The following is an 18362-nucleotide window of genomic DNA, read 5'->3' as shown; positions in this document are numbered from 1 at the left end:
TGAGCCAGGATCAAACTCTTTAGTTTAATCTCTGTTTGTGACCACTGCTGGTCACTGGTTCGCTCTTCTCAAAAATACTGACAGTATTTCTACTGAATATTTCTTTGTTGAGCATTTAATGCTTTTTTGTTGCAGCATCAAACGCCCACATTTATCGACTGTAATTTTTTAAAGATCTTGTACTGCTAGCTGAAGAAGCGTTTTGTTCATCAGCGAAGAAGCGAGATTATGAAGCATTTGATTTATCTCGTCAACCCCTCGTTTTTCATCGTTTCGCTTTGCAGCGTCTGCGGTGTTCTGCGAGGGACCGAACTATAGCAAACGCTAGTCGCGTTTAGCAAGCCCTTCTTTTGCAATTACCGTCTAATCCCCATTTTTTGCAGACTGTCGCAATCGCATGGCTTCCCAAGGCGATGCTGGGTACACTTGCTTCATGTTAAGAGTGAAAGTGAAAGCCGTTCATGTTTCCTACGCCTAAAGTGCAAGACACCCTGAAGACCGCCGGCAGCCTGCTGCATCGGGGCTTCGATGTAACCGCCACCTGGGTCACCCAGCTGTCGTGGTGGAAGTTTCTGGTGTTTGCCGTCCTGATGCTGATTGCCGGCTCCATCCTGCAGGACGAACTATTCTCGTCCAATCCGGTGCAGGAAGAAGTCGAACGCGACTCGCACAGCAAAATGCAGAACCGCAAAAGCGGTGATACGAATATCCTGATCGACGATAGCGGCATTCACTTCAACCCGCGCGGCAAGATCCGCAATAAGAGTAGCGATGACGGCACGGCGCCGGTCGCCCCGCCGGAAGCGCCGGAAGCCCCTGCCGCCCCGGAAGCACCTGAAGCGCCGACCGCGCCATCCAAAGCTGGCAAGGCCGGCACCGCCTCCGTGCCGTCGCTGCCGACGCTGCCGGGCGAGGAAGTCCACATCGACCTGCCGCCACAAATCGGCGAGGAATTGTCCAACGCCATTGAAGAAGCGGTAGACACCGCCGCCGAGCAGAAAGTCGCCCGCTACCACGGCCAAGCCTCCACCTGGTTCAAGAGTTTCGTCACCCTGCTGGTGCTGGCCCTGTTCGCCACCAAGTTCCTGATGGGCAGTAAAAAACGCGCCGAAGCGGAAACCCAGACCGCCACCGCCGCCGCCGAGCGCGAATCCATGCAGCGCCAGCTCAGCGAAGCCAAGATGCAGACCATGCAGGCGCAAGTCGAGCCGCACTTCCTGTTCAATACCCTGGCCTCGGTCGAACACCTGATCGAAACCGACCCGCCGCGCGCCTCGGCCATGCAGCGCAGCCTGATTAAATACCTGCGCGCGGTGCTGCCGCAAATGCGCGATAACAACCTGATTACCAACCTCGGCCGTGAAGCCGACATGGTGGTGGCCTACCTCAACCTGCTGAAAATGCGCATGGAAGAGCGCCTGATCGTCGATTTCGACATCCCCGACGGCCTGCGCACTGCCGCCTTCCCGCCCATGATGCTGCAATCGATGGTGGAAAATGCCATCAAGCACGGCCTCGAAGGCAAGCCCGAAGGCGGCACCCTGAAAGTGCGCGCCGACGTCGCCCACAACAAGCTGCGTGTGATCGTCACCGATAACGGCCTCGGCTTCGGCGCCAAGCCCAGCGACGGCACCGGCCTCGGCCTGAGCAATATCCGCGAGCGCCTTAAATTGCTGCACGGCGACCAGGGCCAGCTGCTGATCGCCGCCAATAGCCCCAGCGGCGTGATAGTCACCATTGAAGTGCCCTACCAGCTTGCGGCAAAATCAAGTTAGAATTATTTAAACAAATTTAAACAACTTTAAACCACCAACACACCCGAACAAGATGCCTACAGCAATCATTGCAGATGATGAACGTTTGATGCGCGACCAGTTGCGCATGCGCCTCGGCCAAGTCTGGCCCGAGCTGGAAATTATTGGCGAAGCCAAGAACGGCGATGAAGCGATCGACCTGGTCGACGAGCTCGATCCCGACTTCACCTTCCTCGATATCCGCATGCCGGGCAAGACCGGCATGGAAGCCGCCTCCGTCATCGGCAACAAGAGCATCATCGTGTTCGTCACTGCTTACGATGCCTACGCGGTGGAAGCGTTCGAGCGTGGCGCCATCGACTACGTGCTGAAACCGCCTGAGCAAGAGCGCCTGCAAATCACGGTCGACCGCCTGAAAGCCCGCTTCAACAAGCCGGCAGCAGCGGCCGCGACCGACGTCAACGCCAGCGTGACCGCCATGCTGGCGCAGCTGACCGAGAAAATCGCCGCGCCCAAGCCGGCCCACTTGCAATGGATCCAGGCCAGCATCGGCCAGGACTTGCGCATGATTCCGGTCGAGGAAATCCTGTTCTTCCGTTCGGATGAAAAATACACCTGCGTGCAGACCGAGAAATACGAGGCGCTGATCCGCAAGCCGGTACGCGACCTGGCCGAAGAGCTCGATCCTGCGCTGTTCTGGCAAATCCACCGCGCCACTCTGGTCAATGTCAACGCCATCGAAGGCGTGACGCGCGACATCCGCGGCCGCCACCTGGTGATGATCAAGGGCCGCCCTGACAAGCTGGAAGTCAGCCGCAGCTTCCTGCACCTATTCAAGCAGATGTGAACAGATGTGAACACCTGAGTTACATCAACTCCCCCTTCCTGCGACTGAATTAGTGTGACTCCACGCGGCCCCTCGGCCGCAGGGAGATTCACGTGAGCCGCATCCAATCATTCTTGCTCCTCAGCGCCGCCGCCGCCACCGCTCGTCTGTCGTGGCGCCTGGGCTGGCAGTGCGCGCGCGGCACCGCCGTTACCAAACGCAGCCGGGGCATCATCCAGCACGCCAGCGACGCCATCATTTCCACCGATGGCCAGCAGCGCATCTTGCAGGTCAATCCTGCCGCCGCCACCATGTTCGGCACCAGCGCGCTGGCCATGCAGGGCGCCCCGCTGGCGCAATTTATCCCACGCGACCAGCGCCAGCACCTCAGCAACGGCAGCGCCCAATATTTCGGTAACACCGGCATCCGCATGCGTATGAAAGGCCGCCGCACCAGTGATTACGCGGTGACCGGGCTCAAGGCCAGCGGCCAGCACTTTCCACTGGAAGGCACGATTTCCTCGCTGGCCGAAAACGGCAACCGCATCTACACCATCATCCTGCGCGACATTACCGAGCGCAAGCAGGTGCAGGAACAGCTGGAGCAGTCGTATTCGCAGCTGCGTGAACTGTCGGCAGCGCTGCAGACCATCCGCGAAGAAGAGCGCAAGCACATCGCGCGCGAGCTACATGACGATCTCGGCCAGTTGCTCGCCACCCTGCGCGGCGACCTGGCGCTGCTACAGCGGCACAGCGGCCACAGCGCCGCCGCCCGCAAGCTGCAAAAAGGCATGGATGAATTGCTGATGTCGGCCATCACCTCGCTGCGTCGCATCGCCGGCAACCTGCGTCCGCGCGCACTGGATGAGGGAGGTCTGTATTTTGCGCTGGAGAGCCTGCGCCATGAGTTCGAGGCACGCCACAACATTGCCTGCTCGCTGGACGCCAATGAAGAGGAATTGACACTGGGCGACGCCTACAGCACCGCCATCTTCCGCATTGCGCAGGAAGCGCTGACCAACATTACCCGCCACGCCGAGGCACGCAAAGTGGTGTTGTCGCTGTATCGCGCGGATGGGGCCTTGCACATCACCATCCATGATGACGGCCGCGGCATCGCCGAAAAGGATATGGACAAAGCATCGTCCTTCGGCCTGATCGGGATGCGCGAACGCGTCTGGGCACTACATGGCGATATCGCCATCATCAGCGACGGCGGCACCCGGATCATGATCCGATTGCCGCTGCCACCTGAGGAAACAACTTAGAACGAGTGACGCAGGCCGATGTTGAAGGCCTTGTCGCCGCTACCAGCTTCGTTGTTGTTACCAACGGTGTAGCCGGCGCCGTTCTTGTTCTTGATCTTGGCGTAAGCGACATAGGTCTGGGTACGCTTCGACAGCGAGTAAAGGTAGCCCAGTGCCCACTGATCGGCGTCCTGGTTGTTGACGGTCTTGTCGTTCTTGCGAATGTACGAAGCCATGATCGAACCGTTGCCAGCGGGGATCGATGCGCCGATCAGCAGATCGTTGCTGTCCAGGCTGGCTTTAGGCGCTACGGTGTAGCCGTAAGCGTTGGCCACTGGCAGCGAAGCGCTGTTCACACCTTTGTCGGCGCCGTAAGCGAAGTAGGCCTTAACCACTTTGAAGTCGTAGTTAGCAGCGAACATGGTGTTGCGGCCGGTGTCCTGCAGCTTGGCTGGGGTAGCGCCAACAGCAGCGGTGTCGTTGTTTTTGTTGTTGTACACCAGACGCGCGTTCAGCGGGCCTTGTGCGAAGTTCAGGCCGAAGCCGAACTGACGGCCAGCCGAAGCGCTGCCAGCTTGTTCGCCCAGGGCGTACAGTGCGTCCGCGCTGAAGCCTTCCATGACTGGGGTCGAGTACACCAGCGCGTTGCTGACGCGGGTGTTGGCGCCAGCCGATGGGAACAGATTTTTGATCGAACCAGCGTAGCCAGCGCCGAACGGGTCAGCGACTTGGCTCTGGGCCAGGTACAGTGGGGTGTACTGGCGGCCGATGGTCAACTGGCCAGCATCTTTGCTTTTCAGGCCAACGAAGGCTTGACGGTTGAAGATGGTGTTGGCGCTGTCCAGCGAGCCATCGTCCGCCTTGAAGCCGGTTTCCAGTTGGAAGATAGCCGACAGACCGTTGCCCAGATCTTCGGTGCCGCGGAAGCCCAGACGGGACTGGCCGCCAATGCCGCTGGTGACTTTGGTCACGGAGCCAGCTACACCACCGCGCTCGCTAACAATACCGGCATCAACCAAGCCGTAGATCGTCACGTTCGATTGAGCTTGAGCTTGTGCAGCGAAGCCGCCGATGATCAGTGCTGCCAGAGTAAGTTTTTTCACTTGATGTTCTCTACATAAGGTTGAAAGAAAATTGCGGTGTTGATTCCACGGCCGGAATCATGCCTATCAATTACTTCAACAATGTGACAACGATCATTTGTTGTAAATCAACATCAAGTGAAAAAAACTTATTTAAGGCGGCAGCTCAGCAGGTAGTAGTACTCCAGCCGCTCGACGCGGATCTGGCGCGTATTGCTGGCAAAACGCTTGCGCAGGGTGCTATCGGTCAGGTAATTCTTCATGATTTCGTAGCGCTGGCCGTCGTCGGCGGTCAGGATCTGGAAGGTATTGCCTTCCTGGTCGGTACGGGCAATCACCATCGAATTGCCGTCGACATAGGACTCGTCAATAATGACCAGCAGGATGTCCTTGCCCAGCTTGGTGCGCAGGGTTTTCAGGTATTTTTCCTGGTCTTCGCGGCGCACGTGGCACCACATATTGCCGATGAAGACGGCCGTGTACTTGCCTTCGAGACCGTCCGGCAGGTTGAAGGCGTCCATTTGCTCGAACGTGACGATGTCTTCGTCGAGGCCACGGGTTTCGGCCAGATCCAACATTTCCTGCGAAATATCGGTGGCGTGGACCGATTCGGCCGTTTCCGAGATCAAATCGGTCCAATAGGCGGTGCCGCAGCCCAGTTCCAGCACCTTGTGGTCCTGGAACAGCTCGGCGACCATCTCCTGCAGGTCGTCCAGATCGTCATAGCGCGCTTCCTGCGCATAGACTTGGTCGTAGTTATCCGCGTTGACGGCGTAATATTGTGTCAACTGGTTGGTAATCATGTTGATGCTTTCTTTTATAGTTCGTAGTTCTCTTTTCCGCCGCTCATGGCCTGTTCGATCAACTTGCGGTTGAGCGTCGGGGCCAGCAGTTCGATAAAGGTGTAAATATAGCTGCGCAGGTAGGCGCCCTGCTTGACCGCCACCCGCGACACGTTCATGCCGAACAGGTGGCCCACAGGGATGGCGCGCAGGTTCTTGTCGCGCTCAGCGTCGAAGGCCATACCCGCTATGATACCAATCCCCATGCCCAACTCCACATAAGTCTTGATCACATCGGCGTCGATGGCTTCCAGCAGCACGTCCAGCTTCAAACCGCGCAGGGAAAACGCGTGGTCGATCTTGCTGCGGCCGGCAAAGGCGCCATCATACGTGATGATCGGGAAAGCTGCGATCTCTTCCAGCGTCGGCTGCTTGTTGCGCAGCAGCGGATGGTCGGGCGCCACCACCACCACGTGCTCCCACTGGTAGCACGGCAAAGTGACCAGCCCGGTCACACCGGCAATCGATTCGGTAGCAATGCACAGGTCAGCCTGGTCGCGCTGAACCATCTCGGCGATTTGCTGTGGATTGCCTTGCAATAACGATAATCTTACTTTCGGGAACTTCACCATAAACGCCTGCACCACCTTCGGCAGCGTATAGCGCGCCTGGGTGTGGGTGGTGGCGATGGTGAAACTGCCGCTGTCCTGGGCCGCGTATTCCTTGCCGATGCGTTTGAGCGAATCGATTTCCTGCATAATCAATTCCACCGACTCCAGCACCAGCCGTCCCGGCTCGGTCAGGCCGCGAATCCGCTTGCCGTGGCGGGTGAAGATATCCACGCCCAGTTCTTCTTCCAGCTCGATAATCGCCTTGGAAACACCCGGCTGCGAGGTGAACAGGGCCTTGGCGGCATCAGTCAAATTGTAATTCTGGCGTACTGCTTCGCGCACAAAGCGCAACTGGTGAAGGTTCATTGCAGGTCTTGGCCCATCTTAAAATTATTAGCGTCCATGCTTATGCCCAATCCTTATATAAGCAAATAAAGACTAAGTCGTATGGAATAAAGACGAAGTTTATTACTATTAGCGCTAGTTTGGGGAATCAGCGACTATCCAGGAAGAATATACATGTATCAATACGACCAGTATGACCACCTCATCATCCGCGAGCGCATCGCCCAGTACCGCGACCAGGTACGCCGCCGCTTGTCCGATGAGCTGACCGAAGCCGAATTCCTGCCGCTGCGCTTGCAGAACGGCCTGTACATGCAGCGTCACGCCTACATGCTGCGTATTGCCGTGCCATACGGCCTGTTAGCAAGTAAGCAAATGCGTATGTTCGCACATATCGCCCGCAAATACGACCGCGGCTATGGTCACTTCACTACCCGTCAAAACATCCAGTTTAACTGGATTGAGCTGGAACAGACCCCGGACATCCTGAGCGACCTGGCCTCGGTGGAAATGCACGCCATCCAGACCTCGGGCAACTGCATCCGCAACACTACATCCGATCCGTACGCAGGCGTCGCCGCCGACGAGATCATCGATCCACGCCCGTACGCTGAAGTGCTGCGCCAGTGGTCGACCTTCCACCCGGAATTCATCGCCCTGCCGCGTAAATTCAAGGTCGCCATCAATGGCGCCGTGGAAGACCGCGCTGCCATCGCCATCCACGACATCGGCCTAACCGTGGTGCGCAATGACGCCGGCGAAATCGGCTTCAAATTCATGGCCGGCGGTGGTATGGGCCGTACGCCTATCATCGGCAGCGTGATCCGCGAATTCCTGCCGTGGCAGCATCTGCTGACCTACACCGAAGCCGTGATGCGCGTGTATAACCAGTACGGCCGCCGCGACAACAAGTACAAAGCCCGTATCAAGATCCTGCTGAAAGCCATTGGCGTGGAAGAGTTCTCGCGCCAGGTGGAAGCAGAATGGGTCGACCTGAAAGACGGTCCTGAAACCCTGACCATCGAAGAGATGCAGCGCGTGATCGACTACTTCGAACCGCCAGCCTACAAAACGCTGGAAGACAGCGACGTCGTCGCCGCGCAAGACGGCAACAAGGCCTTCGCCAACTGGATCAACCGCAACGTCAAGCCGCACAAGGTGCCAGGCTACGCTGCCGTGGTGCTGTCGATTAAAAAGACCGGCGTGCCGCCAGGCGACGCTACTGCCGAACAGATGGACTTCATGGCCGACCTGGCTGACCGCTACAGCTTCGGCGAACTGCGCGTCACCCACGAACAGAACGTGGTGCTGGCCGACGTCGAGCAGTCGCAGTTGTTCGCCGTGTGGCAGGAAGCCAAGGCGCACGGCCTGGCCACCCCGAACATCGGCCTGCTGACCGACATGATCTGCTGCCCTGGCGGCGACTTCTGCTCGCTGGCCAACGCCAAGTCGATCCCGATCGCCGCCGCCATTTCGGAGCGCTTCGATAACCTCGACTACCAGCACGACATCGGCGAGATCGAACTGAATATCTCCGGCTGTATCAACGCCTGCGGCCACCACCACGTCGGCAATATCGGCGTGCTGGGCGTGGATAAAGACGGCAGCGAATGGTATCAAGTGTCGATCGGCGGCGCCCAAGGCAACAAGGCCGCCATCGGCAAGATCATCGGCCCATCGTTCTCCGCGCTGCAAATGCCGGAAGTGATCGACCGCCTGCTGCAAGTTTATCTGCGCGATCGTTTTGAGGGCGAGTCGTTTGCCGAATGCGTAGCACGCATCGGCGTCGCCCCGTTCAAGGAATTTGTGTACGCCACGCCGATCGCTGAAAAAGGCGGCCGCCTGGTTGGAGAGGATGAATATGTCTAAGAATTTGATTATCAAGGGCCGCGAAGTTGTTGAAGACAGCTGGTTCGTACTGCGCGCACCAGAAGCCGTTGAAGGCGAAGCTGCAGCAGAATCGGAAGCCGACGTCATCGCCGCGCTGCCTGTCCCTGCGGGCAAAGTGATCGTGCCGGTGGGCGTGTGGAACGCCCAGCGCGACGCCCTGCTGCCACGCGCCGCCGCCGGTGAAATCGGCATCTGGTTCGCCAGCGATGAACGCCCGGAACCGTTGAAAGAAGACCTGTCGAATTTCGCCGTGGTCGCCGTCGACTTCCCTAAATTCACCGATGGCCGTGGCTACTCGATCGCCTACAACCTGCGCGTGCGCCTCGGCTGGACCGGTGAACTGCGCGCCATCGGCGACGTGCTGCGCGACCAGTTGTTCTCGATGCAGCGCGTGGGCTTTGACGCCTACACCACGCGCCCGGACCGCAACATTCACGATGCGCTAAAAGGCCTGTCCGATTTCTCCGAAACCTATCAGGCTTCGGTGGACCAGAAAGTCCCGCTGTTCCGCCGCTTCAACCGCACTGCGGCTGTCAGCACTGGCGTCAACAACGACGGCGCCGGTATTTGATTGGAGTTGCAATGAGTGACCTGAGCAAGCTGATTGCGGACACGCGCGCCACGCTGTCCCGCATCGCCAGCGATTTCCCCCCGGCCGTCTTCGCCTCCTCGCTGGCGGCGGAAGACATGGTGCTGACTGATTTGATTTTGAAGGGCCAGTACGACATCGGCATCTTCTCGCTTGAAACCGGCCGCCTGCACAAGGAAACGCTGGACATGCTGGATAAAGTCAAAGCGCACTACGGCTACGACATTGCAGTGTTCAAGCCGCAAGCCGAAGCAGTGGAAGCCTACGTTGCGCAGAATGGCCTGAACGCTTTCTACGACAGCGTTGAGATGCGCAAGGAATGCTGCCGCATCCGCAAGGTCGAACCTTTGGGCCGCGCCCTGTCAGGCAACAAGGCCTGGGTCACCGGCCAGCGCCGCGCGCAAGCCGCGACTCGTGGTTCGCTGATGGTGGAAGAAGACGATGCCGCACACCTGATGACCAAGTTTAATCCGCTGGCCGATTGGTCCGAGGAAGACATCTGGAACTACATCCGTGAAAACGGCGTGCCATACAACGCGCTGCACGATCAAGGCTATCCATCGATCGGCTGCGAACCGTGTACCCGCGCCATCGAGCCAGGCGAAGATGTCCGCGCCGGCCGCTGGTGGTGGGAAAACCCGGAGTCGAAAGAGTGCGGCCTGCACGTAGTCGACGGCAAACTGATACGCATTAAAAAAGGCTAAGTCCAAATGAACGCTTTAGTAGATAACAACGCGCACATGAATTCGCGCCACCTCGATGCACTGGAATCGGAAGCGATCCACATCATGCGCGAAGTCGCTGCCGAATGCAGCAACCCTGCCCTGCTGTTCTCGGGCGGTAAAGATTCCGTCGTCCTGCTGCGCATCGCCGAAAAGGCCTTCCGTCCGGGTAAATTCCCGTTCCCGCTGGTGCACGTCGATACTGGTCACAATTTTGCAGAAGTCATCACCTTCCGCGACAAGCGCGTGGCCGAACTGGGCGAACGCCTGATCGTCGGCTCGGTAGAAGACTCGATCAAGAAAGGCACCGTGCGCCTGCGTAATCCGCAGACCGATTCGCGCAACGCCGCGCAAGCAGTGACGCTGCTGGAAACCATCGCCGAACATGGCTTCGACGCCTGCATCGGCGGCGCCCGCCGCGATGAAGAGAAGGCCCGCGCCAAAGAGCGTATCTTCTCCTTCCGCGATGAATTCGGCCAGTGGGATCCAAAGTCGCAGCGCCCGGAACTGTGGGACCTGTATAACACCCGCGTCCACCCAGGCGAAAACATGCGCGTATTCCCGATCTCGAATTGGACCGAGCTGGATGTGTGGCAGTACATCGCCCGTGAAAAACTGGAACTGCCGCCGATCTACTTCGCACACGAACGCCAGGTCATTCCGCGCAACGGCCTGCTGGTGCCGCTGACCGACCTGACGCCGGCACGGGAAGGCGAAACCGTCGAAACCCAGGTGGTGCGCTTCCGTACCGTGGGCGATATCTCCTGCACCTGCCCTGTGTCCTCGGACGCTGCGACCGTGGAGCAGATCATCGCTGAAACCGCGATCACGCAAGTGACCGAACGCGGCGCCACCCGCATGGACGACCAGACGTCCGAAGCTTCGATGGAAAAACGTAAAAAAGCAGGATACTTCTAATGACTACGAATACTAACGAACAAAGCCTGCTGCGCTTCATCACCGCCGGTTCCGTCGACGACGGCAAGTCCACCCTGATCGGCCGCCTGCTGTTCGACAGCAAAGGCATCTTCGCCGACCAGCTGGACGCCATGTCGCGCTCCAAGCACAAACGCACCGTGGGCGACGCCGTCGACTTGTCGCTGCTGACCGACGGCCTGGAAGCCGAACGTGAGCAAGGCATCACCATCGACGTGGCTTACCGCTATTTCGCTACGCCTAAGCGCAAGTTCATCATCGCCGACACGCCAGGCCACGAGCAGTACACCCGCAATATGGTGACCGGCGCTTCGACCGCCGATGCCGTGATCATTCTGGTGGACGTATCGAAAGTGAAGCTGCGCGAAGATGGCGGTGTGGATCTGCTGATCCAGACCAAGCGCCACTCGACCATCGCCCACCTGCTGCAAATCGAGCACGTGATCGTGGCCGTCAACAAGATGGACCTGGTGGACTACAACCAGGATATCTATGACCGCATCGTCAAAGCCTACGGCGAGTTTGCTGCGTCGCTGGGTTTGAAAGACATCACGCCGATTCCGCTGTCCGCCCTGACCGGCGACAATGTGGTCGAGAAGAGCGAGAAGCTGGGCTGGTATCAAGGCCCTACCCTAATCGAGCTGCTGGAATCGCTGTCGGTGTACGACGAATCGCACGAGGCGCCGTTCCGCTTCCCGGTACAGCTGGTGGCGCGCCACAACGGCCACGAAGCCAATGACTTCCGCGGCTACATGGGCCGTATCGAAGCCGGCAAAGTATCGGTGGGCGACAAGCTGGTGGTGCAGCCATCGGGCCAGAGTGCGACTGTGAAAGACATCCTGACGCTGGAAGGTTCGCACCAGTCGGCAGTGGTAGGCCAGTCGGTCACCCTGCTGCTGGACGAGTACCTCGACATCTCGCGCGGCGACCTGTTGGCCAGTGCTGACAAGCCAGCCACGCAGCTCAAGCAGCTGAAAGCCGATGTGTGCTGGATGTCGGACGAGCCGCTGGACGTGCGCCGCAAGTACTGGATCAAGCACGGCACCAAGCAGACCTCGGCCAAGGTAAAAACCATCGAGTCCCTGCTGGACATTAACACCCAGCAGCGCCACAGCGCCGAAGGCCTGAAACTGAACGACATCGCCGCCGTTGAACTGAGCGTGCAACAGCCACTGGCGGCTGATGCCTACAGCGACATTCGCGCCACCGGCGCCTTCATCCTGATCGATGAAGTGACCCACCAGACTGTCGCAGCGGGTATGATTCGCCTGTAATCACTCAGCTTTAACTAAGATGCCAGCTCTCGGAAAAGTGTATTTGATCGGCGCCGGCCCCGGCGCCCAGGACCTCATCACCCTGCGTGGCGCGCGCCTGCTGGCGCAAGCCGACATCGTGCTGCACGATGCGCTGGTGACGCCCGAGATGCTGGAGCTTTGCCCGCAGGCGGAAAAAATCTCCGTCGGCAAACGCAGCGGCCAACGCTCGGTCGCGCAGCAAGTCATCAACCAGCAGCTGGTTGATGCAGCCCATCGCGCCAAGCTGGTAGTACGCCTCAAGGGCGGCGACCCGATGATTTTCGGCCGCGCTGACGAAGAACTGCGCGCGCTGGAAGAAGTGGGCGTCGACGTGGAAATCGTCCCCGGCATCACCACCGCAGTGGCCGCAGCCGCCGCCACCAAACAGCCGCTGACCAAGCGTGGCATCGCCCGCAGCGTGGCCTTCTTCACCTCCTCCACCGCAGCGGAACACTCGGACCACGACGCCATTCCGGAAACCGACACGCTGATCCAGTACATGGGCGGCCGCGAAGCCATCGCCACCGCAGAACGCCTGCTGGCGCACGGCCACGCGCCGGATACGCCGGTGGTGGTGATCGAAAACGTCAGCCGCCCGGACCAGCAAGTCCAGCGCATGACCATCGCCGAACTGACGCAAGGTCTCGGCACGCCGCACGGCCCAGTGCTGGTGATGATCGGGCAAGCCATGCAACAGCGCGAACATCAACGGGATTAGCAGGATAATAGCCGCTCAACTCCGCGCCTGAATTCCCGTTTTCCGTACTAGAATGTCCACTCCCACCACACGAGGTAGCAATGGACATTGTTCAAAGACTGGAAAGCGCCTGGCAAACCCACGCCGACGGCCATTTTGACGCCGCCTTGCAGGAATATAGCGCGCTGTTCGACGCCGCCGATGCTGCTTCGCTGCGCCTTTCCTATGTGCTGGCCGCATGGGCCAAGCTTGCGGAAGAATACCTGCCCGCGCGCCACGCACTGGTGGCGCTGCGCGACCGCCTGAGCGCCGAACTGCCAGCCGCACCGGAGCTGTTCCACGACATCCGCGTCATCAACGATAAACTGGGCGACTTGCAGAACACCTACCACCTGTTCCAGCGCCTGCCGGAAGCGCAAGCGCAGCAAAACGCGCGCGCCGCCCTACCGTCGATCATGGCTTGCGGCGACTTTGAACTGGCGCGCCGCTACCTGCCGCATCCCGAGCATCACCTCTCGCTGGCGGCCATGCAGCTCAATGAACTAAAAAATAAAACCAACGTCCTCACCGCCGAAGGCATGGCAGAACTGCTGGCCGACGTATTCAACTACACCACCGAAGTGGCTTTGGTACTGGACTTGCTGAACGGCTGCGGCGATACTGCTGCGGCGGCGATCGCGCGCCAGCAAGCCGTCTCGCTGGTGCAAGCGCCCGAAGCCCGCGCATGCGTGCAGGCGGAGCTCGATGCTCCTGGCACCACGCTGGACGCGATGGTTGAACTACAAAATTCGGTGACTGCATAGTGAACAAGATTTACGCTCAAGCTCTCCTCCTCTCTGCCTTTCTGCCGGCTGTCGCATCGGCCGCACTGCCCACCTACGATTTCAAAGTGGTGCGCAGCTACCCGCACGACACGCAGGCCTTCACCGAAGGCCTGCTGTACCGCGACGGCGTTTTATACGAGAGCACGGGCCTGAACGGCAAATCGTCGATCCGCAAAGTGGACCTGGCCAGCGGCAAAGTCTTGCAAAGCAAAGACATCCCGCCGCAGTACTTCGGCGAAGGCCTGACGGTATGGGGCGATACGCTGGTGGGGCTGACGTGGCAAACGCAGACCGGCTTCGTGTTCGACCTGAAGACGTTTGAAATGAAAAGCCAGTTCGCCTATCCCGGCGAAGGCTGGGGCCTGACGCAGAACGGCAAAGAACTGATCATGAGCGACGGCACCGCCACCCTGCGCTTCCTCGATCCGAAAACCTTCCTGGAAGTGCGCCGTATCAAAGTAACGGCGGAAGGCATCGCTGTCGACCAACTGAATGAGCTGGAAGTGGTGGAAGGCGAAATCTACGCCAACATCTGGCACACGAATACGATCGCGCGCATCGACCAGGCCACCGGCAAAATCCTTGGCTGGATCGACTTCGGCAAACTCTATCCCGAAGCGGGCAAAGGCCTCAACGGCGAAAACGTCATGAACGGCATCGCCTACGACGCCGAGAAAAAGCGCCTGTTCGTTACCGGCAAACTCTGGCCGAAAATCTACGAAGTGAAGATCGTCCCGCGCAAATAAGCGCTAGGCCTTGCCTTTGCGCGCCGCGCGGTAGGCCGCGGCGTACTGCTTCCAGTCCGCCACCACCTGGCCGCGATACACTTGCGCATACTCCAGCAGCGCTGGGCGCCATTGCGCCGCGTTGCGGCCATAGGCGATCCACTCATCAGCGCAGGCCGAGCCCTGCCTGCCGCCAGAACGCAAATGGGCCCAGGCCACAATCCCACCCATCGTGCGCATCACGCTTTCAAGGCGACGCAGTTTGCCGCCCCAGAGATTGAGCGACAGGCGATCGTCCTGCGGCATCAACTCTCTCAATACATAGGAATCGCTGCCGATATTCACCGCCGACAGGAAGGCCGGCGAAATCGCCTGCATCCGCTTCTGCACCGCGACCACGCGTTCGGCCTCACTCTTCCACTCGGGCTGCGCCACCGGCAGATATGGCGCCAGCGCAGAACCTGGAGATGCTTTCAGGTCGAGCAGGAAGTTACCATCAAGCCCACCGCGCCCGCGCACCAGGATCGCATAGCGTTCCAGCCCCAGGCTGCCGGTGCCGGCCACACGCCGCGCCACATCCTGCACGCGGAAGAACGCCGGTGTGTGCTGGGCTGCCGCAAATGCAGCCATGAATTTACTCACCTTCTCGCGCTCCTCCTCATTGACCGGCAGCGCCTTGACGCCATCGATCCGCAGCTTGCGCTTGCCCTTGCGGATGTCCGTGCGGCGGTCGAGGAAAGCGGGACGCTGGCGCAAGCGCAAGTCGCGCAGCAAATCGCGCACCATACCGTCGGCGGTGGCGCGCTCCACCCAGCGCGCCTTGCCTTCAACCAGATTCTCAACGTAAGCATCAAGGAAGCAGTGGCACAGGGCGACCGCTTCGGCCGGGCTCACCTTCAGCGTGTCCGCGGCAACCAGTACACTCACCAGAAAGCGGCTTAGCTCCCAGCTGGCCGGCGCCAGCGCGGCTTCGTCGAAATCGTTGAGGTCAAAATAGGACAGGCGGTTATCGCCTTTATACGCACCGAGGTTTTCCAGATGCAGGTCGCCGCAGATCCACGCTAACGGTGCTTGATTGAATTGGGCATCGACTGGAAAATCGCGGTAAAACAAGTGGCAGGTGCCACGCAGGAAAACGAAAGGATTGTCGGCGATCAGGCGGTATTTTTGCGTCACCCGTTCGGCCTCGCGGCCGGCATTGAATGCGGCCACCAGGCCTGCTACGTCGCGCTCATATAGCTGTGCAGTTTTCTTCGCCAAGGCCGCTCCTAGTTTGAGGGTGCGCTCTCCAGTGCCGCAACACAGTAGTCGGACAGCGCATTGAGGACAGCAGCGTTTTCACCGGCCGCCTCCACCACTTTGATGCTGGCCTGCGGATAAGCGACGCGCAGGTCGTCCAGTATCAGCGGCAGGTCGCGCAGCACATGGCCGCCCTGCCCTAAGAACACTGGCACCACGGTGATGTCGTTGACACCATCGGCAGTCAGCGCCGCCACCAGCTCCGGCAAACGCGGCGACATCAATTCCAGAAATGCCAGCTCCACACGCACCTGCGGCTCGCGCGCACGCGTGAGGTCACGCAGCCGCTCGAACGGCGCCGCCCACGATGCGGCGCGGGCGCCATGTGCAAACAAAACCAATGCCCGTTGATGACTCATTTAGTGCCTCTCCACCCACCACATGGCCCATATCGCCAGTAGCATGAACAATAAACTCGGCGCAATCGCCGTCATGACCGCCGGCCAGGTACTCAGCATGCCGAGATGCGAGAACAGCGTATTCACCAGCAGGAAGCTCACGCCCAGCATAATGCCCAGGAAGATCTTCAAGCTCACGCCACCGCTACGCGTGTGCAGGTAGCCGAACGGCAGCGCCAACGCCATCAGCACAAAAATCGCCAGCGGGTCGAACAGCTTTTTCCAGAACGCGATCTTGAAGCGCTCGGTCTCCTGCTTGTTCTCCTGCAGGTGACGCGTGTACACCGCCAGCTCGTTGGCCGACATGCGTTCCGGATCGGAGCGCGACACCGACAGAATCTTCGGCGTAATCTCGGACAGCAAATCCTTGGTCTCGCTGCGGCGCGTCTCGATCGAACCCGACTCCTGCCCAAAGTTATTCGCCAAATTCAGTTCGTGGTCCGGGTTGACCAACTGCGGATTGATGAACAAGTTCTCAGTCACATCCTGCAGCTGCCACTTGTTATTGCCCTGGAAGGTACCGGTCTTGGCCAGCGTGATGGAACGCAGGCGGAAGTTGGTATCGAATTCGTACAACTTCACATCGACCAGCGTGCCGTCCGGCCGCACTTCGCGCACGTTGAAGAAGCGCGAGCCGGTCACTGTGCCGGTCATGCCTTCCGACTTGACGATATCCTTAGTCCACAAGCCGGAACGGAACTCGGTCGAAATCGCCGCACCGCGCGCAGTCAGCTTGATTTGTTCCGCCAGCGGCGCTGTACGCGGCACCACCAGCTCACCGACGATAAAGGTCAGCACCACCAGCACCAGGCCAATCTTGGCCAGCATCCACGCCACCATTTTGGTCGACATGCTGGATGCGCGCATGATGGTAAATTCCGACGTCGCCGCAAACTGCGCCATGGTGTAGATGGTGCCGATCAACGCTGCAATCGGCATCACTTCATACACGTGACCAGGCAGCTGCACCGCCACGTAGAGGAAAGCATACTGGATGGCGTAGCCGTTCTTGCCGACTTTCGGCAGTTCGCTGGTCAGGTCCATGAAGGCTTGCAGCGCAAGGAAGGCCACCAGCACGAAGGCGACGGCTTGCAGTATCGAGACTGCGAAATAGCGTTGCAGGATTTTCATTACGAGACTTTCTTGTTCGCCCGGCGCGAGCGTTTGAACGCAGCCAGCAACGCCAGCGGATGATAACGGTGATTCAGATTCAAGCGCCACGCAAACAGGCCAAACACCACCAGCATGGCCACCACATGCAACGGCCACCACGACACCGCAAACGCCGCCTTGCCCTGACGGACATTGGCCTCGATCAGTTTAACGAAGTTGTTATAGCTGAAGAAAATCAGCAGCGCGATAATCAGGTTGGCCGAACTGCCAGCGCGCGGATTGACGAAGCCCAGCGGGATCGCCAGCAAAATCAGCACCAGGCATGTGAGCGGCGACGCGGCGCGCCACAGCAGCTCGGCGCGGCCGGCGTTGCTGGTGTCCTGCAGCAGTTGCATGGTCGGGATGCTGTCGGTATCGCGTTCGCCATCCAGCTCCGTGTTCTTGCTGGCCACGCGCATGCTGTAGCTTTCGAACTCCATGGTCTGGAAGTCCGCCTGTCCCGGCATGCCTTGATAGCGGCGGCCGTTCTTCAACACCAGATAACGCTCGCCTTTCGGGCCGGTGTTGATCACGCCTTCGCGCGCGACGATGACGGCGGTGCCTTTCTCGTCGACAGTATTTACAAACACGTTCTGCACCACGGCGGTCTTACCCGCCACGCCTTCGACGAAGAAGATGCGGTTGGCCGATGCCGATTCCTTGAACTGGCCAGGCGAGACTTTTTGCAGGTCTTCGCGCTTTTCAAAGCGCTCTACGTATTCCGAGCTTTTCTGCTTGGCCCAGGGCGTGGCGACGAAACTGAGCATGCCGGTCAACAGCACGATCGGCAGGCCAAAGGTCAGCACCGGCGCGATCCAGCGCGTCAGCGACAGGCCGGAGGCAAACCACACCACCATCTCGGAATCGCGATAGGTCCGCGTGACCACCATCAGCACTGAAATAAAGCTGGTGAGGATGAGGATAGTTGGCAGATAATTCAGCGTCGCAAACACGATCAGCGCGATCACGTCACTGGACGCCACCTTGCCGCCCGCAGCCTTACCCAGGACTGCGATCAGGGTCCAGGTCACGCAGATGCTGAACAGGACCGTGAAGGAAGCGCCGGCTGTAGCAGCCATTTCACGTCGTAGGGCGCGTTGGAAGATCATTGAAGATTATAATTCGGTAGTTTGGCCCGCATATAAGCTATCCGGGACCATAAAGTTTTAAGTACGTACACGACACGGA

General features: G+C 59.4%; 18 protein-coding genes. 11 read left to right on the top strand and 7 right to left on the bottom strand.

Annotated features, from left to right (window positions below; genetic code table 11):
* Positions 1-461 precede the first annotated feature (461 nt).
* The 3 genes from GTP46_RS25370 to GTP46_RS25360 all read left to right on the top strand — a co-directional run bounded on the left by GTP46_RS25370 (position 462) and on the right by GTP46_RS25360 (position 3848).
* Entirely contained in the window at positions 462-1775 is a 1314-nt protein-coding gene (locus GTP46_RS25370; RefSeq protein WP_161009410.1) for a sensor histidine kinase, read from the top strand.
* A 52-nt stretch (positions 1776-1827) separates the two neighbouring features.
* Positions 1828-2601: a LytR/AlgR family response regulator transcription factor gene (locus tag GTP46_RS25365; RefSeq protein ID WP_161009409.1), complete on the top strand. Its 774-nt coding sequence runs from the start codon at positions 1828-1830 to the stop codon at positions 2599-2601.
* Positions 2602-2693: 92 nt separating this feature from the next.
* A complete protein-coding gene (locus GTP46_RS25360) occupies positions 2694-3848 on the top strand; it encodes a PAS domain-containing sensor histidine kinase (RefSeq protein WP_371869759.1) in 1155 nt (384 codons plus the stop codon).
* Here GTP46_RS25360 and GTP46_RS25355 read toward each other — a convergent pair.
* From GTP46_RS25355 to GTP46_RS25345, 3 genes are all read right to left on the bottom strand, one after another.
* On the bottom strand, positions 3845-4930 hold the full coding sequence (locus tag GTP46_RS25355; protein WP_371869758.1) for a porin: 1086 nt from the start codon (positions 4928-4930) through the stop codon (positions 3845-3847). The two genes, GTP46_RS25360 and GTP46_RS25355, sit on opposite strands and share 4 nt — an antisense overlap.
* 128 nt (positions 4931-5058) lie before the next feature.
* Positions 5059-5712 carry a class I SAM-dependent methyltransferase gene (locus GTP46_RS25350; protein ID WP_161009408.1) on the bottom strand — a complete coding sequence of 218 codons (654 nt, stop codon included), beginning with the start codon at positions 5710-5712 and terminating at the stop codon, positions 5059-5061.
* A gap of 14 nt (positions 5713-5726) precedes the next feature.
* Complete coding sequence (locus GTP46_RS25345) at positions 5727-6668, bottom strand: CysB family HTH-type transcriptional regulator (RefSeq protein ID WP_161009407.1); 942 nt, start codon at positions 6666-6668, stop codon at positions 5727-5729.
* 153 nt (positions 6669-6821) lie between these two features.
* Between GTP46_RS25345 and GTP46_RS25340 the strand changes: the two genes are divergently transcribed.
* The 8 genes from GTP46_RS25340 to GTP46_RS25305 all read left to right on the top strand — a co-directional run bounded on the left by GTP46_RS25340 (position 6822) and on the right by GTP46_RS25305 (position 14346).
* Positions 6822-8516 (top strand): nitrite/sulfite reductase, encoded by a 1695-nt coding sequence (locus GTP46_RS25340; RefSeq protein WP_161009406.1) that lies wholly within the window; start codon positions 6822-6824, stop codon positions 8514-8516.
* A complete protein-coding gene (locus tag GTP46_RS25335; protein WP_161009405.1) occupies positions 8503-9108 on the top strand; it encodes a DUF934 domain-containing protein in 606 nt (201 codons plus the stop codon). Before GTP46_RS25340 ends, GTP46_RS25335 begins: the two co-directional genes overlap by 14 nt.
* 11 nt (positions 9109-9119) lie before the next feature.
* On the top strand, positions 9120-9830 hold the full coding sequence (locus tag GTP46_RS25330; protein ID WP_161009404.1) for a phosphoadenylyl-sulfate reductase: 711 nt from the start codon (positions 9120-9122) through the stop codon (positions 9828-9830).
* Positions 9831-9836: 6 nt separating this feature from the next.
* Entirely contained in the window at positions 9837-10766 is a 930-nt protein-coding gene (cysD, locus tag GTP46_RS25325) for a sulfate adenylyltransferase subunit CysD (protein WP_161009403.1), read from the top strand.
* The gene (locus GTP46_RS25320) at positions 10766-12058 is read left to right on the top strand and encodes a sulfate adenylyltransferase subunit 1 (RefSeq protein ID WP_161009402.1); all 1293 of its coding nucleotides are present in this window, start codon (positions 10766-10768) and stop codon (positions 12056-12058) included. The genes cysD and GTP46_RS25320 overlap by 1 nt, the downstream gene beginning before the upstream one ends.
* A 19-nt stretch (positions 12059-12077) precedes the next feature.
* Entirely contained in the window at positions 12078-12797 is a 720-nt protein-coding gene (gene cobA / locus GTP46_RS25315; protein WP_161009401.1) for a uroporphyrinogen-III C-methyltransferase, read from the top strand.
* Between the two features lie 80 nt (positions 12798-12877).
* On the top strand, positions 12878-13579 hold the full coding sequence (locus tag GTP46_RS25310; RefSeq protein WP_161009400.1) for a hypothetical protein: 702 nt from the start codon (positions 12878-12880) through the stop codon (positions 13577-13579).
* Positions 13579-14346: a glutaminyl-peptide cyclotransferase gene (locus GTP46_RS25305; protein ID WP_161009399.1), complete on the top strand. Its 768-nt coding sequence runs from the start codon at positions 13579-13581 to the stop codon at positions 14344-14346. The genes GTP46_RS25310 and GTP46_RS25305 overlap by 1 nt, the downstream gene beginning before the upstream one ends.
* Positions 14347-14349: 3 nt before the next feature.
* Here the strand turns inward: GTP46_RS25305 and GTP46_RS25300 are convergent, their stop codons facing one another.
* Genes GTP46_RS25300 through lptF form a run of 4 tightly spaced genes read right to left on the bottom strand, consistent with a single transcriptional unit; the run spans position 14350 to position 18253 of the window.
* Positions 14350-15585: a DUF2252 domain-containing protein gene (locus tag GTP46_RS25300; RefSeq protein WP_161009398.1), complete on the bottom strand. Its 1236-nt coding sequence runs from the start codon at positions 15583-15585 to the stop codon at positions 14350-14352.
* A gap of 8 nt (positions 15586-15593) precedes the next feature.
* Positions 15594-15983: a sirohydrochlorin chelatase gene (locus tag GTP46_RS25295; RefSeq protein ID WP_161009397.1), complete on the bottom strand. Its 390-nt coding sequence runs from the start codon at positions 15981-15983 to the stop codon at positions 15594-15596.
* Entirely contained in the window at positions 15984-17153 is a 1170-nt protein-coding gene (lptG, locus tag GTP46_RS25290) for an LPS export ABC transporter permease LptG (RefSeq protein WP_161009396.1), read from the bottom strand. It abuts the gene before it with no gap.
* Positions 17153-18253, bottom strand: coding sequence for an LPS export ABC transporter permease LptF (lptF, locus tag GTP46_RS25285; protein WP_229259094.1), 1101 nt, complete (start codon positions 18251-18253; stop codon positions 17153-17155). Before lptF ends, lptG begins: the two co-directional genes overlap by 1 nt.
* Positions 18254-18362 lie beyond the last annotated feature (109 nt).

The sequence above is a fragment of the Duganella flavida genome (assembly GCF_009857445.1).
In the GTDB taxonomy this organism is placed as follows: Bacteria; Pseudomonadota; Gammaproteobacteria; order Burkholderiales; family Burkholderiaceae_D; genus Rugamonas; species Rugamonas flavida.
The sequence above is the reverse complement of the archived record's forward strand: the minus strand, read 5'-3'. Positions and strand labels throughout refer to the sequence as shown.